The sequence below is a fragment of the Joostella atrarenae genome (assembly GCF_021764745.1).
Classification (GTDB): Bacteria; Bacteroidota; Bacteroidia; order Flavobacteriales; family Flavobacteriaceae; genus Galbibacter; species Galbibacter atrarenae.
Window position 1 is genome coordinate 354,176 of sequence record NZ_JAETXX010000002.1, and the last position, 22,270, is coordinate 376,445.

The 22,270-nt window shown below is 31.7% G+C and carries 24 protein-coding genes; 11 read left to right on the top strand and 13 right to left on the bottom strand.

The features are described 5' to 3' along the window. Positions 1–105: 105 nt before the first annotated feature. Positions 106–765, bottom strand: coding sequence for an oxygen-insensitive NAD(P)H nitroreductase (nfsB, locus tag JM658_RS06200; RefSeq protein ID WP_236958379.1), 660 nt, complete (start codon positions 763–765; stop codon positions 106–108). Between the two features lie 161 nt (positions 766–926). Between nfsB and JM658_RS06205 the strand changes: the two genes are divergently transcribed. Next, on the top strand, positions 927–1,256 hold the full coding sequence (locus JM658_RS06205; RefSeq protein WP_236958380.1) for a winged helix-turn-helix transcriptional regulator: 330 nt from the start codon (positions 927–929) through the stop codon (positions 1,254–1,256). Positions 1,257–1,288: 32 nt separating this feature from the next. Here the strand turns inward: JM658_RS06205 and JM658_RS06210 are convergent, their stop codons facing one another. The 6 genes from JM658_RS06210 to JM658_RS06235 are packed head-to-tail and all read right to left on the bottom strand — an operon-like array spanning position 1,289 to position 7,669. Further along, complete coding sequence (locus tag JM658_RS06210; RefSeq protein WP_236958381.1) at positions 1,289–2,038, bottom strand: LytR/AlgR family response regulator transcription factor; 750 nt, start codon at positions 2,036–2,038, stop codon at positions 1,289–1,291. Continuing rightward, positions 2,031–3,071, bottom strand: coding sequence for a sensor histidine kinase (locus JM658_RS06215; RefSeq protein WP_236958382.1), 1,041 nt, complete (start codon positions 3,069–3,071; stop codon positions 2,031–2,033). The genes JM658_RS06210 and JM658_RS06215 overlap by 8 nt, the downstream gene beginning before the upstream one ends. Before the next feature lies 1 nt (position 3,072). Further along, complete coding sequence (locus tag JM658_RS06220; RefSeq protein WP_236958383.1) at positions 3,073–4,290, bottom strand: ABC transporter permease; 1,218 nt, start codon at positions 4,288–4,290, stop codon at positions 3,073–3,075. Between the two features lie 51 nt (positions 4,291–4,341). After that, positions 4,342–5,082, bottom strand: coding sequence for an ABC transporter ATP-binding protein (locus JM658_RS06225; protein WP_236958384.1), 741 nt, complete (start codon positions 5,080–5,082; stop codon positions 4,342–4,344). A 19-nt stretch (positions 5,083–5,101) separates the two neighbouring features. Beyond that, complete coding sequence (locus JM658_RS06230) at positions 5,102–6,304, bottom strand: efflux RND transporter periplasmic adaptor subunit (RefSeq protein WP_236958385.1); 1,203 nt, start codon at positions 6,302–6,304, stop codon at positions 5,102–5,104. Positions 6,305–6,337: 33 nt separating this feature from the next. Further along, a complete protein-coding gene (locus JM658_RS06235; RefSeq protein WP_236958386.1) occupies positions 6,338–7,669 on the bottom strand; it encodes a TolC family protein in 1,332 nt (443 codons plus the stop codon). A 328-nt stretch (positions 7,670–7,997) separates the two neighbouring features. Here JM658_RS06235 and JM658_RS06240 point away from each other — a divergent pair, with 328 nt between their 5' ends. The 10 genes from JM658_RS06240 to JM658_RS06285 all read left to right on the top strand — a co-directional run bounded on the left by JM658_RS06240 (position 7,998) and on the right by JM658_RS06285 (position 17,718). Continuing rightward, positions 7,998–8,342, top strand: a complete 345-nt coding sequence (locus tag JM658_RS06240; protein ID WP_236958387.1) for a cupin domain-containing protein — start codon at positions 7,998–8,000, stop codon at positions 8,340–8,342. Positions 8,343–8,352: 10 nt separating this feature from the next. Further along, positions 8,353–8,754, top strand: a complete 402-nt coding sequence (locus tag JM658_RS06245; RefSeq protein WP_236958388.1) for a group III truncated hemoglobin — start codon at positions 8,353–8,355, stop codon at positions 8,752–8,754. A 101-nt stretch (positions 8,755–8,855) separates the two neighbouring features. Next, positions 8,856–9,752, top strand: coding sequence for an SMP-30/gluconolactonase/LRE family protein (locus JM658_RS06250; protein WP_236958389.1), 897 nt, complete (start codon positions 8,856–8,858; stop codon positions 9,750–9,752). A gap of 46 nt (positions 9,753–9,798) precedes the next feature. Further along, the gene (locus tag JM658_RS06255; RefSeq protein WP_236958390.1) at positions 9,799–10,758 is read left to right on the top strand and encodes a tRNA dihydrouridine synthase; all 960 of its coding nucleotides are present in this window, start codon (positions 9,799–9,801) and stop codon (positions 10,756–10,758) included. 259 nt (positions 10,759–11,017) lie between these two features. After that, positions 11,018–11,416: a DoxX family membrane protein gene (locus tag JM658_RS06260; RefSeq protein ID WP_236958391.1), complete on the top strand. Its 399-nt coding sequence runs from the start codon at positions 11,018–11,020 to the stop codon at positions 11,414–11,416. 72 nt (positions 11,417–11,488) lie between these two features. Beyond that, complete coding sequence (locus tag JM658_RS06265) at positions 11,489–12,883, top strand: TolC family protein (RefSeq protein WP_262911746.1); 1,395 nt, start codon at positions 11,489–11,491, stop codon at positions 12,881–12,883. 15 nt (positions 12,884–12,898) lie between these two features. Next, the gene (locus tag JM658_RS06270; RefSeq protein ID WP_236958393.1) at positions 12,899–13,882 is read left to right on the top strand and encodes an HlyD family secretion protein; all 984 of its coding nucleotides are present in this window, start codon (positions 12,899–12,901) and stop codon (positions 13,880–13,882) included. Next, the gene (locus JM658_RS06275) at positions 13,879–15,039 is read left to right on the top strand and encodes an ABC transporter permease (protein ID WP_236958394.1); all 1,161 of its coding nucleotides are present in this window, start codon (positions 13,879–13,881) and stop codon (positions 15,037–15,039) included. The genes JM658_RS06270 and JM658_RS06275 overlap by 4 nt, the downstream gene beginning before the upstream one ends. Further along, positions 15,036–16,205, top strand: a complete 1,170-nt coding sequence (locus tag JM658_RS06280; RefSeq protein WP_236958395.1) for an ABC transporter permease — start codon at positions 15,036–15,038, stop codon at positions 16,203–16,205. Before JM658_RS06275 ends, JM658_RS06280 begins: the two co-directional genes overlap by 4 nt. A gap of 52 nt (positions 16,206–16,257) precedes the next feature. Next, positions 16,258–17,718, top strand: a complete 1,461-nt coding sequence (locus tag JM658_RS06285; protein WP_236958396.1) for a potassium/proton antiporter — start codon at positions 16,258–16,260, stop codon at positions 17,716–17,718. 65 nt (positions 17,719–17,783) lie between these two features. Here the strand turns inward: JM658_RS06285 and JM658_RS06290 are convergent, their stop codons facing one another. The 6 genes from JM658_RS06290 to JM658_RS06315 form a co-directional block, all read right to left on the bottom strand. Further along, entirely contained in the window at positions 17,784–18,251 is a 468-nt protein-coding gene (locus tag JM658_RS06290) for a heme-binding domain-containing protein (protein ID WP_236958397.1), read from the bottom strand. Positions 18,252–18,316: 65 nt separating this feature from the next. After that, the gene (locus tag JM658_RS06295; RefSeq protein WP_236958398.1) at positions 18,317–18,802 is read right to left on the bottom strand and encodes a hypothetical protein; all 486 of its coding nucleotides are present in this window, start codon (positions 18,800–18,802) and stop codon (positions 18,317–18,319) included. Next, complete coding sequence (locus JM658_RS06300; protein WP_236958399.1) at positions 18,792–19,109, bottom strand: DUF6787 family protein; 318 nt, start codon at positions 19,107–19,109, stop codon at positions 18,792–18,794. The genes JM658_RS06295 and JM658_RS06300 overlap by 11 nt, the downstream gene beginning before the upstream one ends. Before the next feature lie 170 nt (positions 19,110–19,279). After that, positions 19,280–19,921: a cytochrome P460 family protein gene (locus JM658_RS06305; protein ID WP_236958400.1), complete on the bottom strand. Its 642-nt coding sequence runs from the start codon at positions 19,919–19,921 to the stop codon at positions 19,280–19,282. A gap of 34 nt (positions 19,922–19,955) precedes the next feature. Then, entirely contained in the window at positions 19,956–21,080 is a 1,125-nt protein-coding gene (locus tag JM658_RS06310; protein ID WP_236958401.1) for a cytochrome P460 family protein, read from the bottom strand. Between the two features lie 630 nt (positions 21,081–21,710). Continuing rightward, positions 21,711–22,094: a hypothetical protein gene (locus JM658_RS06315; protein ID WP_236958402.1), complete on the bottom strand. Its 384-nt coding sequence runs from the start codon at positions 22,092–22,094 to the stop codon at positions 21,711–21,713. Positions 22,095–22,270: the final 176 nt, after the last annotated feature.

The window sequence follows — 22,270 nt, forward strand, 5'->3', positions numbered from 1 at the left end:
ATAAAAAAGTTTTATTCATACAACTAAACTAATGTTGTACAAATAAAACTTTTTAAGTGATATTTTAAGCTTCTTACTAAATGTATATAATAAGTAGCTTATAAATTATACGATTGAGAAAATCTCATCTTGTGATAATCTCGCTTTTGGTGTTTTTTCTGTTGAGTTAAAGTCAGATTCTGCTCTATAACCTAAAGAAACAGCTACTAAAGCTGTGAAACCTTTTTCTCTTAAACCAAATTCCTCGTCTAAAGCTTTTACATCGATCCCTTCCATTGGTGTAGCATCGATTCCTAAAGTTGCAACTCCTAATAAAAAACCACCTATGTTAAGGTATACTTGTTTTTCCATCCAGTGTTGTTGGTCTTTTAAATCGTATTTATGAATATTTGCAAATGCTTTTACTGCACCTAAAAAGCCATTTTTTATGTCTTCATTTGGAAACCTTCCACTTTTATCCTCTGTATCTGCAATGTGTTGGTAGTAGTCTTCATCAACATCAATTTTTGAACAGAATAATACTACTGCTGAAGCATTTGTTACTTTAGGTTCGTTAAAATGAAAGAAACCTTGAGTTCCTTTTGCTATACGTGCTTTTCCTTCTGGAGTTTCTGCAATTATAAAATGCCAAGGCTGAAGGTTTACACTTGATGGGCTCATTCTTAATAGGTTTTTGACTTGAGTCATATCTACTTCAGATATCTTTTTGGTTGGGTCAAATTTTTTAGTTGTGTAGCGCCAGTCTAATACTTCTTTTAAATTCATTTTTTAATATTTATTAATTTATTCTTCAATTTTAGTAAATGTAATTACTGTTAAATAGATACTATAATTTTTATAGTAGCAAAATTAAGTATAGTTTTGGAGCTTTACAATAACGGTCAAAAAGGATAGTATAGTATAAATTCCATACAAAAAATATTATTATGCATACATTTAAAGGTAAAGAATACCCATGTTGTGCGAGTTTAACCATGGGAGTTATAGGTGGGAAATGGAAGACTGTAATTCTCTTTCACCTAATAAATAGTAAATTACGATACAACGAATTACGGAAACTTATGCCAACGGTTACCGAAAGAACACTGAGCTTACAACTTAAAAAACTGGAAGATGATGGGGTTATTAAAAGAGAAGTTTATACCTCTAAACCTCCTTTAAAAGTAGAGTATTCTTTATCAGAACTAGGAGAAACGCTAATCCCTACGCTATTAGCTATTGCAAAATGGGGAGAATTTGCCGCTAATAAAAAGTAATCGATTTTGATAGCCTGTTATTTGTGAATTAATCAAAAAGAATTCTTCTCTATAAACTCTAAAAATATAGGTTTATACTGCTCTGAGACTGTGATTCGCTGTTTATTGATAATTATTTGACTCCGCTCTACTTCTTCAATATTTTTTAAAGAAACAATAAACGATCGATGTACACGCATAAAGTCACTTTTTGGTAGCTCTTCTTCTAATGATTTTAAGCTTTTTAATGTGAGGATAGGTTTTGATTCCCCTTGAATCCAGATTTTTATATAATCTTTTAACCCTTCAAAATACAAAACATCCGCAAGCTTAATTCGTAACTGCTTGTATTCTGATTTCACAAAAATAAACTCCTTTTGCGGCTCTTCTTTGGAGTCAACCGCTTTAGAATCTGAATGCTTACTACTTTCTACCATTTTAAACCATGTGAGTGCTTTATTAGCTGCGGCTAAAAACTCGGCATAATCAAATGGCTTTAATAAATAATCGAGAGCTTCTACTTTATAACCTTCAATTGCATATTGGTTAAAAGCAGTTGTAAAAATTATCTTAGCTTTTTTGGGGAGCATCTTAGAGAGCTCTAAACCTGTTAAGTCAGGCATTTGAATGTCTAAAAATAGTACGTGGATATCATTTTCTGACACAAAGTTTAAAGCATCAATAGCATTATGAAAAATACTTTCTAGCTTTAAAAAAGGTGTTTTTTCAATATAACTAGCTACCAAATTTGCAGCCATCGGCTCATCATCGACAACGATACATTTTAGCACATTATTATCCATCAATAACTATTTTTAATTCAGAAATAAAAACATCCCCCTTTAATTCAAATCTTACTTCATGATTCTCTGGATAAAGAAGTTCTAGTCGCTTTTTAATATTTTGTAATCCTATTCCAGAGCCACTTTTATCAATATTTGATTTTGGAAAATTATAGTTTTCAGTTTTAAAAAGTACTTTACTCCCTTCCGTTTTTAAACAGAAATTAATAACGCCCTTTTTTGTACTTGAAACGCCGTGTTTAAATGCATTTTCAACCAAAGAAATAAATAAAAGAGGCGCTATTTTAATTGAAGGATCTACATTTTCAAACTCATAATGAACAACTGTATTATCTGACAAACGCAGTTTCATCAATTCAATATACTTTTCTAAAAAGGTTATTTCGCTTTGTAGCGGTACTTTTTCAGTATTTGTTTCATATAATAAATATCGCATTAATTTACTTAAATTATGAATGGTAACCTTTGCTTCATCAGGAGAAATATCTACCATCGAATAGATATTATTCAGTGAATTAAAGAAAAAATGAGGCTGTAATTGATACTTTAAATGTTGTAATTCGGCTTCCAGCTTAATATTCTCCGCTTTCTTGCGTTCTGACTCTGTTTTTAAATACCGCTCGGTAATTTTTAATGCGATAGAAAAAATAAGAGCAATTAAATAAGATACAATCTGCAAGTATGCAAATAATGATTTTGGAGGCCCTTCCCCTTCTGCCCTTCTAGGAAGTGAATCTCGAAAATAGGTATCGATAAGATAGCTTGATAAAAATACGAAGCCAACTATAATTATAGCGTTGATTACAATGTATATAATGATTTTCTTCTTGAAAAAGTAAGTGTCTATTAATACAAAGTAATTGCTGTAAAATAAAATTGCGTAGAAACACAATGGCACCCAAGAACCTGCTATTACTCTCGATAAGCCTTCTTGCTTACTTGCTAAAAGTAAATAAGGCAAACTAAACAATACAATCCATACCAGAATATGAAAAATAACTGTTACTTTTTTATTTCTTATATCGATAATCATCCTATTCGTATCTCAATGCATTTATTGGGTCTAGTGCAGCTGCTTTTCGTGCCGGATACCATCCGAAGAAAATACCAGTAACAGCACAAACAGCAAACGAAACAATAATTGAAAAACTCGTAATACTTGTTGGCCAATGTAAAAAATCTTCTACCAAAAAAGTAGCTAATAATCCCAAAGATACACCAATTATTCCACCCGTTATACTTATTAAAATGGCTTCTATTAGAAATTGCATTAAGATGTCATTTCCTCTTCCTCCAACTGCCATTCTTAGTCCAATTTCTCGTGTACGTTCTTTTACAGACACATACATAATATTCATAATTCCGATTCCTCCAATAAGCAACGAAATACTTGCTATGGCTACTAATAACACGGTTAGCATCTCACTTGTAGAACTGAATGTCGAAATTAATTCATCCATAGAAAACACATTAAAGTCATCATCTTCATTACTAGATATCTCATGTTGATTACGCAAGATATCAGTGATTTCATTAACAGCATCTTCTGCCTTCTCTTCACTAATTGCAGAAGCTACAATACTTTGAACATGATCGATGGCTAAAATCCTTTTCTGAACTGTAGTATAAGGAGTTAAAACAACATCATCTTGGTCTTGCCCAAAAGTGTTTTCCCCTTTCTCACTAAGAACTCCAATAACTTTAAAAGGGGTGTTATTATAGCGAATCATTTTCCCAATAGGATCTTCATCCAAAAATATATTCTCTACAATTGTTTGTCCGATTACTACTACCTTAGCAAAAGATTTCACATCGTCATCTGTGAACATGCTCCCTTCTTCAATTGTTGTTTTCTTAATGTCTATATATTCTGGAGAAACACCATAAATACTTGTGGGCCAGTTATTGGCGCCATAAATTACTTGTCCGTTTCCAGAAACTTGTGGAGAAACATCGGTAACCAATTCAGCTTGATTTTTTAAAGCTAGAAAATCATCTATTTTCAAAGTTTCCATCTCGCTACCACCCAAGCGCACTCCTCCTCTAACATCAGCTCCAGGTCTAATGTTTATCATATTGGAACCCATACTAGAAATTTGTGTTTTGATGCTTTGTTTTGATCCCTCTCCAATGGCTAACATTGTAATTACTGAGGCCACACCAATTATAATTCCTAACATAGTAAGCAACGTCCTAACTTTATTAATTAGGATAGCATTCCATGCAGTTTTTATTAAATTAGATATTTTCATTAGTTATTTTTTATGTTAAGATGGATTCAAAATCATCTATTATATAATTCATTAATCTTCTTTAGGCAGCGAAGCAAGTGCTTCCGCAGCATTTAAAATATTAGAATTATAGTCATCTTTAATAATGTTTCCATCCTTTAAAACAATTGTTCTACTGCTAAATTCGGCGATATCAGGCTCGTGGGTTACAAACACAATTGTTTTCCCATTTTTATTTAATTCTTGAAAGAGCGACATGATTTCGTATGACGTGCGTGTGTCCAAATTCCCTGTTGCCTCATCTGCTAAGATCACCACAGGATCGTTCACTAAAGATCTAGCGATGGCTACACGTTGTTGTTGCCCTCCAGATAATTGTGCTGGCGTATGGTGAATTCTCTCCCCTAAACCAACTTTAGTCAAAGCATTTAAAGCTCTTTCTTTACGCTCTTCTGTACGAATACTATTGTTGTACATTAATGGGAGTTCTACATTTTCTATAGCGCTTGTTCGCGGCAATAAATTATAAGATTGAAAAATGAATCCTATTTTTTCATTCCTAATAGTAGCCAATTCATTTTTAGATAGTGATTTTACTCTCACCGAATCAATTTCATAAATACCATCACTTGGTTGATCTAAACACCCCAATACATTAAGCATTGTACTTTTCCCAGAACCACTAGACCCCATTATGGTTACAAACTCTCCTTCGTGAATAGTAAAAGAAATACCTTTTAGAGCATGAACCGTTTCTTCTCCCATTTTAAAGGATCTCTTTAGGTTCTCAATTTTTATAATCTCCTTTTTCATATGTATTCGTTTAATGGGATTATTTTTTTCCTGGAGGTTTTGGCATAAACGGGCTTTCACTTCCGCCAGGAGCCGGCCCTAAAGGGGTATCTGTTTTCATAGCGTAAATTAATTGATCTCCTTCGGATAAGCCATTTGCGACTTCTACATTGACTCCATCGCTCTCTCCTAATTCTACTTTTACAGGCTTAATCTCTTTTCCATTTAGTGTCCATACAACGTTTTCTCCCTCCAAAGGTTTCTCATCACCCTTAGGCATTGAAGTAATTCCTTCTTGCATTTCATACGCATGAATCATCCCCATTTCAGGCTCAAAGTTTACCGCTTTAGCTTGAATTGTTATTACATCTTTTAACTCCAAGCTATAGATATATACCGTAGCTGTTAATCCTGGTTTTAATTTTAAATCTGGATTATCTGCCTTAATAACAACGGTATAAGTAATTACATTAGATTCTTCTGTTGGGTTTAAACGTACTTGAATAACCTCTCCAACAAATTCTTGTTGCTGGTAAGCGTCTACTGTGAATGTAACACGTTGCCCTTCTTTAACTTCTCCGATGTCTGCTTCATCTACATCTGCTTCTACTTGCATTTCTTTTAAATCTTTAGCAATTGTAAATAACGTTGGAGTCTCAAAGCTAGCGGCTACCGTTTGTCCTTCATCAATTTCTCTTGATAAAACCACCCCATCTATTGGAGAATAAATATCAGCATAACTCAAATTCGTTTTTGCCTGTTGGTAATCAGAATAAAGCTGGTCTACTGTATTTTTAGCTGTGTTTAAATTGTATAAAGCTTCATCATAATCTGCTTGACTGATAACACCCTTCTCGAATAAAGTATGCTGACGGTCATAGACTTTTTTAAGATATTCCTTATCATTTAAAGCATTGTTATAACTAGCTTTTGATTGTGCCAAAGAAGCTCTTAAATTTGTTTTATCAAGCTCGGCAATCAATTGTCCTTTCTTAACAACACTGTTGTAATCGACATATATCTTTTCTACTTCCCCAGAAACTTGTGTACCAACTTCTACTTCTGTAAGCGGTTGCACTGTACCGGTAGCAGTAACCATTTTGATCACCTCTCCTTTCTTTGCAGTGATTGTTTCTATTGCAATCGTAGCATCGCTATTTTTATTTAATAATAAATAAGCAACACCAGCACCTATTGCTAATACTACAATAAGGAGTACTATTTTTAATTTTTTATTTTTCATTTGATACTATTTATTTTAAAACTGGTTGATAAACTATATTTTAATTTCATTTCCTTGATAAAACTCTAATAATTGCGTGTATAATATGTTTAGATATTTAGCTTGCAGATAATTTTGCTGTGCATTTGTATATGTATTCTGACTAATAATTAAATCGGTGGCATTAAGTCCTCCTAAATTAAATCTTTGTTGAGCTAGCTTATACGACTCTTCTGCGGCTTCACTAGCTGCTTCTGCTGCTACCAACTGCTCCTGTGTTGCTAATACATTTTGATAAGCAGTTTCTACTTTTTTATAAATCTCTTTCTTAACGGTTTGCTTTTGAATTCCAGATTGATCGATCGCTATTTTTGCCTTCTGAACTTCTACTTTTGTTTGATTTCTATTGAAAATCGGTACGGTTAAAGAAAGTCCCACACGCTGATTAAAATTGCTATTCATCTGATCTTTAAAATTAAAATCCTGAACGCTCGTATACCCAGAACCAATGCTTCCTGTTAATGATAAACTCGGCAGATATGCTCCTTTTGTTATCTCAAGGTCTTTTTCTGAAACATCAACTCCCAAAGATGCTGCTTGATATTCAGGTAAATATCCTAATGCAGCTTCATATACATTATTCCTATTGGCAATAATTTTAGGCTCATAAGTATCAGTATTTGGAGCTTCAATCTCAAAATTTGTAAGAGGCTCTAGCTCTAGCAGCTGCTTTAAATCTATTATTTGTTGTGCATAAGAATTCTTAGCTTCTATCAAACTATATTTATTTGTAGCTTCTTGTGAGATGGCATCAGTATAATCTTGCATAGCTATACTTCCTGCTTCGAATCGTGCTTTTGCAGTTGCACTTTCTTTAGTGGAAGCTTCTAAGTTCTTTTCAGCAATAATAATTCCTTCTTTAGCATATAATGCTTGTAAATATGCTTCAGTAACACTTAAAACAATGTTGTTCTCTGCTTCTGCTACAAATAAAGAATTCTGATCTACAAGCAATTTATTTTGCTTAATCTGATTGTTTAACTGATTCCCTTTAAATATTGTAATAGAAGTATTTAAATCAAAACTTGTAGAGTGGATTTGCTCATTTACAAAGTCGCTAGTAATAGGGTCAATCGACTGCCCGTTTGTAAATATCTGTGAAGCCGAACTCATTAAATTAGGAAGCCTTGCCGATTTAGATTTACTATAATCTAACTCTGCTATATCCTTATTATAACTGGCATCTTTTATAACGATGTTATTATCTAGTGCATATGAAATACAGTCTTGTAAATACCATATTTTTGGTGTTTCACTACTGGAAACATCTTGACCGTATGATAGACACACTGCGAATAAACCTAAAATAGTAAGATATAATTTCATTGTTTGATTTTTTACTACAACAAAATTGAAACTATATACACTATATATATAACGCGATAGACGTTTGGGGAGATTCACTATACAAAAACCCCTTTTTTATCGATGGGATTTTATGATTATCCTAAAAAAGGCATGTTTATCAATGTTACATATTGACAATCAAATACTTTTAAGTTTTCCTTTTAGCTTAAAATTAATACTAAGAATAATTCTGCTTGGTTTACTATTGAAGAAAGAAATCAATAAGGGAATGTTTGAGGTTTTTATTTAATATCTTTATAGAAAGAAGTATAATCGATATTTTTCGATTGCTGAAAAAATTATTATTATGAAATTAGAATCTTTCAATAAAAATATAGCGTTTAATAATGAAAAGGTGGTTACTAAAGTTCTTTTGGAGACTTCCTTTTCAAAAGAGATAAGAAACCTTCTCAAAAAAGGTCAGATCATGAAAGAACATAAGGCTCCTTTTCCAATAATTGTACATTTACTGGAAGGAGCAATAGATTTTGGTGTTGAAGGTGAAGTGCATTCTATCACAAAAGGTGATGTACTTACGTTGGATGCTAATGTTCCTCACGATTTAACTGCGAATGAAGATAGTATTGTTCGTTTAACGCTTTCCAAATTAGATAAAATAGAGCGTGTAGAAAAAGTGATTACAGACTCATAATTAGCTTCCAATGAAGAATATTGAAGACAGAAATGATGCAACTATTTTAGTGAATACATTTTATGCTAAAATAAGAAAGGATGAATTACTGGGACCGATTTTTAATGGTCATATTCCTGATGAAAAATGGCCTGAACACCTAAGTAAGCTAACTGATTTTTGGGAAACAAATTTATTTGGAATTGCTAAGTTTAAAGGCAGTCCATCAAGAAAACATGTTAATGTAGATATGAATATGGACTATTCTATAGAGCAAACTCACTTTGGAAAATGGCTGCAATTATGGTTTGAAACAATAGATGAACTCTACGAAGGAGACTTAGCAAGAAAGGCTAAAGATTCTGCCCGAAAAATGGCTACAGGTCAGTTCTTAACCATTTGGCACAATAGACCCGAAGAATACAAAAAGTAAGACTAGTGTAAAAATATAAAATACCACTTCTATCCTATTCGGATTAATTTAAATCCCGATTTAGGAAGAATTCTTATATTTAAAGTTCAATAATCTTATTCATGAAAAATTTTTATTACTTCTCCATTTGTATACTTTCCATCTTATTGTTTTCTTTTTCTGAATGGAAAGATAAGGGTGATATAATTGCTGAAAATGCCGAAGTTGAAATGGCGGGAACAGGATTTAAATTCACAGAAGGACCTGCTGTAAACTCAAAAGGGCAAATTTATTTTACAGACCAACCGAATGACAGAATTCATATTTGGGATTCAAAAAAGGGGATCTCTTTATACCTAGAGGGAACTCGGAGAGCTAATGGAATGTATTTTGATGAACAACAGCAATTACTAGCCTGTGCAGATGAGTTTAACCAGCTTATATATTTTGATAGTAATAAAGAGATTCATGTAATTTATGAAGATTTTGAAGGGAAACATCTAAACGGTCCAAACGACTTATGGATAAATAATAAAGGGGGAATCTATTTTACAGACCCATATTACCAGAGAAATTGGTGGGATGAAGACCATACTGAGATTCAAAATACTCGTGGAGTTTACTATTTAAATCCAAGTGGTGAAATCTCAAGGGTAATAAATGACTTTAAAAAGCCTAATGGGATTATAGGTACTCCAAATGGAAAAACGCTTTATGTTGCTGATATCGAAGATGACAAAATTTGGAAATATACTATTGAAAATGACGGGAGATTGACCAACAAGACCTTTTTTGCTCCTCATGGAAGCGATGGAATGACTATAGATAATAAAGGAAATGTTTATTTAACTTCTGGTAAAATATGGGTGTATAATCCTAAAGGAGAATTAATAAAAGAGATTGAAACTCCTGAGAAACCAAGTAATGTATGCTTTGGAGGTAAAAAGAGAGATATTCTTTTTATTACAGCAAGAACATCAGTTTATACGCTAAAAATGAAAGTTAATGGAGTAGATTAGAAAACCATTCGTCAATTACACTATCTTTGTGCCTCTAAATTATAAGATGGCTTCTACTCTACTTTCATCGCCTTTGCAAGGCTTTACAGATTTCAGGTTTCGCAATGCTTTTCATCATTATTTTGGTGGGATAGATACCTTTTATGCTCCCTATATTAGACTTAACGGTAAGCTTAAAATTAAAGAATCTTATAAAAAAGATTTATCTCCAGAAAATAATACAACCCTAGAAGTTATTCCACAAGTAATTACCAACGACCCAGAGGAGTTTCTATTTGTTGCTAAATATGTACAAAGTTTAGGCTATAAGGAGTTAAATTGGAATTTAGGATGTCCATATCCTATGGTTACAAAATCTGGAATGGGCTCCGGGCTAATCTGTAACCCACAACGAATAGATGAGGTGTTACATAAAGCTCACAATGAAACTGATATTTTAGTTTCTATGAAAATGAGAATGGGATATGAAAATGCTGAAGAAATTCTAGATACATTTTCTATTTTAGATCAATATCCTCTCAAAAACATAGCTATTCATGCCAGAATTGGAAAACAGCTCTATAAGGGGCCTGTAGATTTAGATGCCTTTGAGAAATGTATTAGTAGCACAAAACATAAATTATATTACAACGGAGATATTACAAGTGTTGCTGCATTTAAAGCAATAGAAAAACGTTTTCCTTCCATAGATCATTATATGATAGGCCGTGGACTGATTGCAGATCCCTTTTTGCCGAGTATGATAAAAAATAACACTACAGAATATCCAGCAGATAGATGGTCTATTTTTTCAGAATTTCATGATACTATTTATAAGCAATATGATGAGTATCTATCTGGTCCAACACCTATAAAAATGAAAATGTTAGGTTTTTGGGAGTATTTTTCTCAGGCTACTTCAAATCCTCAGAAAACATATAAAGCTATTAAAAAAGCTGGAAATCCTATAAAATATAGGCAAGCTGTAAATATGATTCTCAATACAGAAGCTAAAATTAGAAACTAACATATTATTGTCTTCATTTCCTATAGCTTCAATTTTACTTCTAAACGATAGGATTCTATTATACTATGTTTTAACAGTTCTGTTTAAATTTTATTAAGAGAAAATAAATCAGTACGACTCGCTACAATAGCACAATTATTACTATTTTAGAGGTGTACAAAGGTTTTATTAATGATTTATAACCTTTTACATCCCCCTTCCCTCGCTTAAGTCTCTGTACTTAAAAAGCTACAATCATTATTACATATAATAATTAAAAATGCATAAAGAAACAGCTTATATAATTGTAAGAATGGCTATCGGGTTAAGCATGTTTGGACACGGACTCGTTCGCATTCCTAAACTCGAGGCTTTTAGTAACGGAATCATAAAGACATTTGAAAACTCTATGCTCCCCGAGTTTTTGGTAATTCCATTCTCTTATGTATTACCATTTGCTGAATTAATATTTGGTCTTCTACTTATTTTAGGATTATTTACTAGAGTTGCAGCTATTGCAACTTCAATAGTATTACTTTCTCTAGTATTTGGATCTACATTAATAGAGAGTTGGGGGAACATCACTTCCCAGTTAATACATATTGCTTTTTTAGTATTCGTTATTCAAAACATAGAAGAGAACACCTATGCTATTGATAATATTATTAAACAGAAGTAAAAGTTGAACTAGAGTCATTCTAGTTATATTTAATAAATAAAGATATAATCTTTGACTAACACATAATAAGTAATGATTAAAAAAATACTCTTAATAAGTTTCCTTAACATTATCTGTTTTAGTCCTATAAATGCTCAAAATAATTTGAGTAATGTCGAAATTGATCTTATTAATCGGGGGTTAGAAAAAAGTTACGAATTGAAAAACTCCATTCATGAATTATCGATTGATAGTATTGAAAGAAAGACTATCCGACAAAACTTTATTCCAACTTTAGAACTGGATGCTCTTTATGGATATGGATCGAGTGGAATAAATGTTGACTTTCCTACGCTTCAACTGCCCATTACAGGAGTGAATTTATTTGATGGCAAGACTAGTTTTGATGCTCAAGGTCAAGTCTTTAATACCAATCTTACCGCTAAGGCATTACTGTTTTCTGGATTACAAGTTAACTATGGTTCTAAAGCTACCGATGAAAAAATTAAGGCTAAAAACTATATGCTCACTGCAAAAAGAGCAGATCTTGTAAAAGACATGATAGCTACTTTTGATAAAATAGAATTCTTAAAACGATCTGAAGTTGTTATTTTAAAAAGCGAAGAGCGATTGGCTAAAGAAAAAGCTAGAGTAACCACAGCAATAAAAAATGGATTAGCAATTCCATATGATCGTGATAAAATTACAGCATCAGAATTAAACTTAGCATCAAAAAAAGCAGAGCTATATGGAAATCTAGGATTATTGTATTTAAAGCTCTCTATGCTTACAGATGTTGATGTTTCAACATTAGAAAAACAAAATTTCGAATTAAAACCATGGGAACTCCAACGTAATAATAATACTTTTAGTGATCGTTCAGAGTTAAAAGCATTAAATGCATCAGTAAGTGCTTACGATTATAAATTAAAGATGAATCGCAATTCATTCTTACCAAAAATTCAAGCAAGGGCGTCTCTTTCATATTCTAATTTATTTAATGCCAATTTAGACACACCATATAGTCTGTTGCCTGGTGGTACTAATATCAATTTAGAGCTAAATGAATTCGAACTCTTTCCAACATACTTTCTCGGCGTAGGAATGCATTGGGATATATTCACAGGATTAAAAAATACTAATGAAACCAAAAAGACACAGATTCAAAAAAGTATTGCGGAAGAGGAAAAAAACGAGGTCGAAGAGAAACTAGAACTATTTGCAAAAAAGATGGAAATAGATTTTGAAGTTAAAAATCAGCAATTACTATTTAAAAAGCAAGAAATGGAAGTTGCCAAAAACAGCTTAAATCTAGCTATTAAGAGTTATCATGAAGGATTAATATCCATTACAGACCGTTTACAAACAGAAACTGAATACCAAAATGCTGCTTTAAGTTACTACAAGTTAGTTGTCGAGCAGCGTATGGTGGCAGTAGATTTATTGATCTCTAAAGGGAGCTTAGAAATAGAGAATTTAAATAATTAGAAATTTATTTTGATCATGAAAAACAAAAAGCAACTCTTTATATTAATTATTCCTGTATTAATCATCATTATTGGAATCGTTATATTAATATTTCTGAAACCCGATAAGAATGATAATCGTGTTTTTGTCGGGTTATTTGAAACCACAGAGATTCGCGTGGCTTCTGAAATTCCTGGTCGAATTGAAACAATTTATACAAAACTTGGAGATCAAGTTAAAAAAGGACAACTTTTAGCAACTATAGAAAGTGATATTATAGATGCGAAAGTTAAACAAGCAGAAGGAATGTACGATGCTGCTAAATCCGTAAATCAAAAAGCAATCTCTGGAGCTAGGAGTCAAGAAGTTCTTGCTGCTGGAGACAAATATAAGATGGCGCAAAGTCAGTATAATTTCGCCGAGAAGTCATATAAAAGATTAGAAGCCATGGCAAAAGACAGTTTAATTTCACAACAACAATTAGATGAAGTTACTTTTAAACGAGACGCTGCATTTGAGCAAATGAACGCCGCAAAATCTATTTTTGAAATGGCAAAAGAAGGAGCTAGAATCGAAGATAAAAATGCTTCTAAAGGAAAAATGAATGCGGCTGGCGGTAAAGTAAGTGAGGCTAAAGCATATTATAAAGAACTGGAGATATATGCACCTGTTTCTGGAGAAATATCTGCTAAGTTGGCGGAAGAAAGCGAAGTGATGCCCGCCGGTTACCCTATATTTACAATTCAGAAATTAGAAGAAATTCATGCCGTTATTCATATAAGAGAAGATTTTCTTAGTGATTTTAAAATGGGTACTGAAATTTCAGGAAAACTCCCTGCTTTTGATAATAGATCCCATAAATTTAAAGTCACTTATATTGCACCAATGGCTGATTTTGCAGATTGGATCCCTACAGCAGATAAAGGTAGGTTGGATATGAAAACATTTGAAATTCACTTATCCCCCGCAGAAAAAATTGATGGATTACGACCAGGAATGAGTTTAAATATTAAACTTTGAAAATCATATTACAAATAATAATTAGAGAGCTTCAAAGACTAAGAAAAAGACCTGCAGCATGGGTTCTTCTATTAGTGATTCCTATTGGAATATTTTTCTATTTGGGTGCTATTTATGAAAAAGGAGCAATAGAAAACGTTCCGATTGCAATTTTAGATTTAGACCATTCAGATTTAAGTAGAACAGTCATTAATAATGTAGAAGCCTCTCCAAAGTTAAGCATCGTTAAATTTTTAAATACTCATGATAACATTGATGAAATATTTATAAAGTATCCTGAAATCAAGGGATTTTATGTAATCCCAAAAAACTTTCAGAAGAATATCTTTAAAGGACAACAAGAAAACATTTTAGTCTATTCGAATTCTTCAAATATTATTTATGGGAATCTTATTTATAAAGAAGCAGCAACTTTTATTAATACGATGTCTGCTGGAATTAATTTAAAAAACTTTAAACTAAGCGGGATCCCTAAAGAAAAAGCTATGAAAATAGCAATGCCTATTAGAGTAATTGCAAAACCCATGTACAACCCCTACTATAACTACCTTTATTATCTAATACCTGGGCTTACAACCGTATTGTTACAAATGATAGTCTTTTTTTTGGCGGCTAGGTCTATCAACTCTGAGTATACAGATAATACTTTTAATGAATTATTAAGTTTTTCTAATGGTAGTATTTTTAAAATAGTAATAGGAAAATTACTTACCTATACCCTCCTAGGTTTTATGATAGCAGTTTTCATATTTTCTATGGTACATCCACTTTTAGGGATTCCAACTAGTAAAGGAACTTTATCTTTTTTATGGGTGGTTATAGTATTCGTTTTAGCAAATGCAATGTTAGGAATTATGATTTCTACAATCTTTAAAAATGAAGCTATAGCGATGGATATATCCTTTGTGTACAATTCTCCAGCATTCGTCTTCAGTGGTTTTACTTTCCCGATAATAGCAATGCCAGCTTTTAATGCATGGTATGCACAATTAATACCATATACTCATTTTTTAAGTGCATTTATAAAAGGCGTAGAGATGAATACCCCTTTTTCATTTTTAATCCAACCTATCATATATTTATTACTTTTCTTTTTAACGGGTTATATCATAACCATTACTATTCTAATATTTCAAAATAAAAAAATTGAGGTATGAAAAAATGGTTTTCAATATTAAAAAAAGAACTGTCTTTAATTATTGAAGATAAAAGTATTCTTCTTACTTGTTTGGTAGCACCCATACTCTATGCGTTTTTTATAGGTTCTATTTATTCTGAAAAGGAAGTCTCTGAAATTCCAATTGCCATTGTCGATTATGACCATTCTAATCTATCTAGAAAAGTTTCTAGATTAATAGATGCATCTGAAAAAGTAGCTATTAATGGTCATTATTCATCTTTTGAAGATGCGATGTTTCTTTTTAACAATCTAGATGTTCAAGGAATAGTTATCTTCCCTAAAGGTTTTCAGGAAAAGACTATGAACCTAGACGGTTCAAGTATAGAGGTCATATTAAACAACACAAAATTTCTTACATCAAATGAAATTAATAAATCAATTCAGCAGGTCATATTAACTGTTGGAGGAGGTGTAAGAATGCAATATTTTATTTCTAATAAAATTCCTGTAGAAGTTGCTAAACAAAAGGCTCAACCAATAATGCCAATAATAAAATCAATCTATAACGCCACCAATAATTATGGAGATTACCTACTTCCTATTTTACTGATTCTAATTCTTCAACAAACCTTAATTATTGGATTTGGACAAAGTGTTGTTCACGAATTTAAACAGGGAACCTTTCAATATTTAGAAAAATATAATTTTTTCGATTTTATAAAAGTTTTTACTGCTAAAAGTTTTTATTATGTCTTCCTTTATACGGCGTACTTTTTCGTATTCTATAAAGTAATATTTCCCCATTTTTCATTAGGATTTAATGGATCAATCTATTTACATTTAATTTTAAGCTTTCTATTCATAGCTGTTATATTGCTATATACAATTCTATTTGCATCCTTTTTTAAAACAATGATTGGGTGGACAGAGGTATTGGCATTTTCTACATATCCATTATTCTTAGTTTCGGGGTATTCATGGCCTATTGATGCTATGCCTATTGGATTGCAAGCATTTGCAAATTCATTACCTTCTACGCCCTATTTTAGTATATTTAATTCTTTGGCAACAGAAGGAGCTGAACTTTCTGATATTACAAATGGCTTTATTCATTTACTCATCTTGTTTTTAATAGGGTATCTGTTACTATATCTAAGGTTTAGGTATATAAAACAAAAAGCAACAAGAGTTTTAATTGAATAGTATTAAAAAAATAGAAAACTGTATTTTTGTTTGTTAATGATTATTATAGCTAATGAATTTAACGATTGAAAACATCCTTTTAGTCGGCTCTTTATTACTTCTTATAAGTATCCTAGCCGGTAAAACTTCATATAAATTTGGTGTTCCAACGCTGTTACTTTTCCTAGGTATTGGAATGTTAGCAGGTTCTGATGGGATTGGAGGAATTCATTTTGACAACCCCAGACTAGCACAGTTTATTGGTGTAGTTTCACTAAATTTCATCTTATTTTCTGGAGGTTTAGATACAAACTGGAAAGCCATTAAACCTGTTATAAAAGAAGGAATAGCACTATCAACGTTAGGCGTATTATTAACTGCAGTATCTTTAGGTACTTTTGTATATTACGTTACCGATTTCACAATTTATGAAAGCCTTCTTCTAGGGTCTATTGTCTCTTCTACAGATGCCGCAGCAGTATTTTCTATTTTACGCTCTAAAAGCCTTGCTTTAAAGAACAACTTAAGACCTACATTAGAATTAGAAAGTGGAAGTAACGACCCTATGGCTTATGTACTTACCATTGCTTTTCTAACATTAGTTATAAATCAAGATCAAAGCTTTTTATCGATCATACCTCTATTTTTGCAACAGATGATTTTAGGAGGTCTTGCAGGTTTTGGATTTGGAATACTTAGTAAGCTTATTATTAATAAAGTTAAGCTTGATTTTGAAGGGCTCTATCCTGTATTAGTTATTGCCTTAATGTTTATTACATTTTCTGCAACCGATTTTGTTGGTGGTAATGGCTTTCTAGCTATCTATATTTGTGCTGTTTATTTAGGAAATCAAGATTTGATCCATAAAAAGACTATCTTAAAAATGTTTGATGGTTTAGCATGGCTCATGCAGATTGTACTTTTCCTTACTTTAGGTTTACTTGTTTTCCCTTCTCAAATAATCCCTTATATGGGAATTGGACTTCTTATATCTTTATTTTTAATTGTAGTAGCCCGTCCAATTGGAGTATTTATAAGTCTTATGTTCTTTAAAATGAAATTGAGAAGAAGGTTTTATATTTCTTGGGTTGGATTGCGTGGTGCAGTTCCAATAGTATTTGCAACATATCCCCTACTTGCTGGCGTTGAAAAAGCAAATATGATGTTCAATATTGTATTCTTTATATCTGTTACATCAATAATAATTCAAGGTACGACACTTTCTGTAGTTGCAAAATGGTTGAATGTGGCTTTACCTGAAGAAGATAAAAAATTAAGCACTGCAGATCAATTAATGGCGGAGAATCCGAAGGCTGAAATGAAAGAAATGATTATTACTTCTGATTGTAGTGCTGTAGATAAGAAAATTGTAGAATTAGGCTTCCCTAAAAATGCTATAATAGCAATGATAAAAAGAGACAATACATATATCACACCAAATGGCTCTACTAAAATTGAAGCCGATGACGTTTTGATTGTTCTTGCTGATAGGCCTGCTATTTTTGATGACGTTTACAAAACTCTTAAAGCTTAGTACGATTTATATCTAAAAATATTATATTACAAGTTGATTTTAATTATACTAAAATAAATGAGTTATTACATTTCAGGATAATTATCTTTTATCAATCTTTCTCTGATGCTATAAACCCAATCTTGTATAAGTTTTTTTTCATGCTCTGTAATTTTAGCTTCTTCATAAAGCCAATTATATGCTTTTTTAGGCATTCTTTCTGTCTGAACATCAAAATCTATAGCTACAATAGCGATTTCTCTTTCTAAGACTGTATAGTCTCCCCACTCTGAGAAATTTAACACCCGTTTTCCATTACGGATGTTATTATTAACATATAACGATACAGGAAAAATTTTATCTATAAAACTATAGTTTGTGTAATTAGAATGACAATCATAGCAAGAAGATTTAATAATTGCTGAAACTTCATCAGATGTCTCTTCAAAAATTAGAATATCAGAATCAGTAGCTTTTAGTTGTACGTTTTCTTCAGTACTAAAAAACTGTAACAGAATAAAAACTGATATAAAAAAAACAATAAGTTTCTTCATAAAGAGCAAAGCGAAAGGTATCCCTATGGATTAAAAAGTAGAGACACTGTAATGCATAATAAATATTAAAATTCGTAACCCAATTGAAGTCCCATTATAATTTTAAAATCTTCTCCTATTTGAGCTCCTAATACAGGTCCTGTATGCCAACCAGTATCACCAAAAAAGTAGTTATACTCCCCTTCTAAGCTTAGTGAAACTTTTGTATCTAAATGAGAGTTTGGCATGGAGAAACTTGGACCAGCATTTAGGGTTAAAAAAGGCCATGGTTTATGACTAACAACTGCTGTTAACTCATGTCCGATTCTGCCTTCTTCTTCAAAAACCATCGTATACGCACCCCCAAATGCCCATTTATGGGATATCCAATATGTTATAAATAATTCGGAACCAAAATCTACATTACCACTTTCTGGTGTGTAGAAATAAACTCCCGTAAGTGCAGTTTCAAAACCAGGCTCTTTAGAATGTTCTTCGCTATGATGTTCTTGGGAATATAAAAAACCTCCTGATAAAAGAAGGATTAAAAAAAAGATTGTACTATTCTTCATTCTTATAATTTTTGAAACGGGAGACTCCGAGTCTGGCTAATGTTTTCTTTTGCATATTCCAAAAAAATTCATGCTGACCAAATAAAGTTCCTATTACTATTAGTAGTATTTGATACACAATAAACATAAGAAGGATTCTAATCGGCCAAAATAAAAATCCGCTAACTAGTTCTTTATTTAAGCCTATAAAATTCATTATAGGTTTTACTAAGGCTACAGCTAAAGAGCCATTTACAGCAAAAACTGTAAAAATAATTCCTAACTGAAAATTACTTTCGATATTCCATTTTTCCTTAAGTCTTTTCAAAATGTGCTTTTTAAATTAGTGTTTAAAAAATAACCCCAAATCCTAAATTTCATACGCTACTTCTCTGAAGAATATTCTATTTTAGGACTCAGGGATAAGTATTATATATTTCTGATAGATATAATATATAAGTTTCTACCTGAATTATTTTACATAAACTTTATAAAAGCTTATTCTGCTTGTCTTTTTGCTGAATTTTCAGGAGATACTCCTTCTCCAACACCTTTAGCAGCTCTTAGTACAGGATAGTATTGTGTAAATACAAAATCATCTTGTGCACTAGCATCATGACATGCAACACATGAAGCTACAGGTAATTTAGGAGCGGTTTCTTTTAAGATTCCATCCTTTGGACTTGTAAAACTAAAGATTGCCCAGTTTCCTGGCTCATCTGGAAAATGTTCTTTACTTTTTATAGAAGCTTCTAAACCTATATATTCTCCCATAAAATACCCTTTACCACTTACCGCTACAGTTGATCCAACACTAACTAGTTCTTTAACTAAAATAGTACCTTCTCTAAACTTCCCTGTCTTCTTGTAATGTTTAAAACTTACAGGATCGATATATACATTATGCATTTCTGGAAACGGAGCTTTACCTCCATTTAAATCATTTGGAGTAACAGGTGTTCCTACAAAGACCCAACTTCTATAATTTTGAGGACGTTCTAAGTCTCCCTTATCATTCATCGTGAAGTATGCTATTTCTTTATAATCCTCTGTTACAGCGGTATTACTAGCCTTCCCTTCTTTACACGATTGAAATAATACAACAGCTAATAAAGCTATTCCTACGGTTCTTAAATTCATAATGTTAATTTTTATTGTTAGTTAGATTCAAAAATTATTCGTCAAATGGATATGGAGTTCTTACCATATCTCTACCTACACTATGGCAGCTAAAACATCCTACAACACCATTACCAACGGCAGCAGTTTGTGTTGGATCCTCCGTAGAAGTAACTTCATACCAGAACCATCCTTTACCACCATCAGTCTTTTCACTTGTTTTAACCATTACAGCCCAACCGCTAAGAACTTCATCTTTATCATACATTTCTTTAACAAGCGTTGCTCCTAAAGGATGTTCCTCATTGTCTGCATCTAAAGATTTTGCCAAAATATCATTCATAAATACTCTAACTGGTAAGCCTAGTTTTTGATGAGGCCCTAAAGAGGGATGTAAGTTCTTCTCTTGCGTACTAAAGCTTTTATATTTTCCTTCCTTTAAAAATTTGAAAAGTTCATCTTTATCTAATGGAATATCAAGAGACTTATTATCTGGTGTTTCTGCTGTTGGCTCCCAAATATCTGCCATTCCAGACATTTCCATTCCTTCTTCAGAAAAACGTCTTGCTGCATTCTCAGGAATTATATCTTCACCAACCCCTTTAGCAGCTCTCAATACAGGATAATATTGTGTAAATACAAAATCATCTTCTGCACTAGCATCATGACATGCTACACAAGAAGCTACAGGAAATTTTGGAGATGTATCTTTTAAGATTCCATCTTTAGGACTTGTAAAACTAAAAATAGCCCAGTTTCCAGGTTCGTCAGGGAAATGTTCTTTACTTTTTACAGAAGCTTCTAATCCAATAAACTCCCCCATAAAATAACCTTTACCACTAACAGCAGCAGTAGATCCTACACTTACTAATTCTTTCATTAAAATTGTACCTTCTCTAAACTTTCCTGTTTTTTTATAATGTTCAAAACTAACAGGATCAATATACACATTGTGCATTTCCGGAAAAGGTGCTTTTCCACCGTTTAATTCATTTGGAGTTACTGGTGTTCCAACAAAAATCCAAGTACGGTAATCTTTTGGGCGTTCTAATTCTCCCTTTTCATTTATTGTAAAGTATTTAATCTCCTTATACTCTTCTTTAGCTTCTTCTTTACAAGAAAATAATAATGAAGTAACGGAAATACATACAATTACTAATTTTAGAAAATTACATTTCATAAGTGTTTACTTTTTTTAATTAATATTTAGTTTACAAAAAGTATTTAAATGTAGAGTTAATATTCTACAAGGAGTTAGTAATTATAAATTATTTTTTAAAAAACATTATTTAAAATCGAAAAAATGTCTGTTTTGCTTAAAAAAAATAAACAAGGAAGGTTCTGAGTGCCCACTAATACGGTATAGTTAAGAAACATTAACTCTTAATTCAGAATGGTTATAATTTAGAATATTATTTATAATATAACTGAAATAATCACCAATTTGGACATGTAATAGTGTAAATAGTCAAGATGATTTACCTAATAGTAGATGAATAAATGCGAGTTAGTAGGAATTATTGGACTAAAATTGAAGAAATAAAATTAAGAGTAATGTAAACACGGTATATTTTGTAATTGTGTAAATCAATATAAATAAGTCGTTTTATAAACTAAAGTAACTTGTTTTATGGGAGTAAATAGTATGTAATATGCTTTTATTCATTTAAATTGCTAGAGAAATATTATTAAGTAGATAATTAGTAATGTTAAACTAAGCATCAATTAGATTGTAGAAAATAACCTAAAATTAACAGTGTAATTAATACATATTCAATCATCTTAAGAACAAAAAAACTACACACCTCTTTTACAAGTTATCAATTTGAGAGTTAATTTCTTTTAACACATAAGCATACTCCATCTTAAAATCAATAAAGAGATTCTTGATGTTAGTGAAATTATCCATATACTGGCATTCTTTCTGAATCATCGTTATATAATCTAATAAGACATATGCTTGGATCATTTCTAAGCCATTTATTATCTTATGTGCAGCTCTAAAAATAGAATATCTGTCTTTTGCTTTGAGTGATATTGTAGTAGAATCGCAAAACTCTTCTATGTTATTATTTAACAAAATCACTATCTCATTCATATATTCCTTATCTCCTAAACTATCTGAAACAAGCTTGGAAATATTTGCTCTAACAAGTGCTTTCTCTTTCTTCACTAAAAAATAATTAAGTATCATTAATCACCTTACATAACTTCACATATATGAATCGAACTAAAGGTTTCATAGCAACGTTTTTTTCGTATTAAGTGTATATGTACATTTAATAACAACAAACATATCTACTAAACCCATTAAATAAAATATTTTGTTGTGAATGGTATAAAATTGTATATAAAAACAACTCACAAAGA

Excerpts from the sequence above, each read along its gene's own strand:
- nfsB (WP_236958379.1), bottom strand. The coding sequence starts at position 765 with ATGAATTTAAAAGAAGTATTAGACTGGCGCTACACAACTAAAAAATTT.
- JM658_RS06205 (WP_236958380.1), top strand. The coding sequence starts at position 927 with ATGCATACATTTAAAGGTAAAGAATACCCATGTTGTGCGAGTTTAACC.
- JM658_RS06210 (WP_236958381.1), bottom strand. The coding sequence starts at position 2,038 with ATGGATAATAATGTGCTAAAATGTATCGTTGTCGATGATGAGCCGATG.
- JM658_RS06215 (WP_236958382.1), bottom strand. The coding sequence starts at position 3,071 with ATGATTATCGATATAAGAAATAAAAAAGTAACAGTTATTTTTCATATT.
- JM658_RS06220 (WP_236958383.1), bottom strand. The coding sequence starts at position 4,290 with ATGAAAATATCTAATTTAATAAAAACTGCATGGAATGCTATCCTAATT.
- JM658_RS06225 (WP_236958384.1), bottom strand. The coding sequence starts at position 5,082 with ATGAAAAAGGAGATTATAAAAATTGAGAACCTAAAGAGATCCTTTAAA.
- JM658_RS06230 (WP_236958385.1), bottom strand. The coding sequence starts at position 6,304 with ATGAAAAATAAAAAATTAAAAATAGTACTCCTTATTGTAGTATTAGCA.
- JM658_RS06235 (WP_236958386.1), bottom strand. The coding sequence starts at position 7,669 with ATGAAATTATATCTTACTATTTTAGGTTTATTCGCAGTGTGTCTATCA.
- JM658_RS06240 (WP_236958387.1), top strand. The coding sequence starts at position 7,998 with ATGAAATTAGAATCTTTCAATAAAAATATAGCGTTTAATAATGAAAAG.
- JM658_RS06245 (WP_236958388.1), top strand. The coding sequence starts at position 8,353 with ATGAAGAATATTGAAGACAGAAATGATGCAACTATTTTAGTGAATACA.
- JM658_RS06250 (WP_236958389.1), top strand. The coding sequence starts at position 8,856 with ATGAAAAATTTTTATTACTTCTCCATTTGTATACTTTCCATCTTATTG.
- JM658_RS06255 (WP_236958390.1), top strand. The coding sequence starts at position 9,799 with ATGGCTTCTACTCTACTTTCATCGCCTTTGCAAGGCTTTACAGATTTC.
- JM658_RS06260 (WP_236958391.1), top strand. The coding sequence starts at position 11,018 with ATGCATAAAGAAACAGCTTATATAATTGTAAGAATGGCTATCGGGTTA.
- JM658_RS06265 (WP_262911746.1), top strand. The coding sequence starts at position 11,489 with ATGATTAAAAAAATACTCTTAATAAGTTTCCTTAACATTATCTGTTTT.
- JM658_RS06270 (WP_236958393.1), top strand. The coding sequence starts at position 12,899 with ATGAAAAACAAAAAGCAACTCTTTATATTAATTATTCCTGTATTAATC.
- JM658_RS06280 (WP_236958395.1), top strand. The coding sequence starts at position 15,036 with ATGAAAAAATGGTTTTCAATATTAAAAAAAGAACTGTCTTTAATTATT.
- JM658_RS06285 (WP_236958396.1), top strand. The coding sequence starts at position 16,258 with ATGAATTTAACGATTGAAAACATCCTTTTAGTCGGCTCTTTATTACTT.
- JM658_RS06290 (WP_236958397.1), bottom strand. The coding sequence starts at position 18,251 with ATGAAGAAACTTATTGTTTTTTTTATATCAGTTTTTATTCTGTTACAG.
- JM658_RS06295 (WP_236958398.1), bottom strand. The coding sequence starts at position 18,802 with ATGAAGAATAGTACAATCTTTTTTTTAATCCTTCTTTTATCAGGAGGT.
- JM658_RS06305 (WP_236958400.1), bottom strand. The coding sequence starts at position 19,921 with ATGAATTTAAGAACCGTAGGAATAGCTTTATTAGCTGTTGTATTATTT.
- JM658_RS06310 (WP_236958401.1), bottom strand. The coding sequence starts at position 21,080 with ATGAAATGTAATTTTCTAAAATTAGTAATTGTATGTATTTCCGTTACT.
- JM658_RS06315 (WP_236958402.1), bottom strand. The coding sequence starts at position 22,094 with ATGATACTTAATTATTTTTTAGTGAAGAAAGAGAAAGCACTTGTTAGA.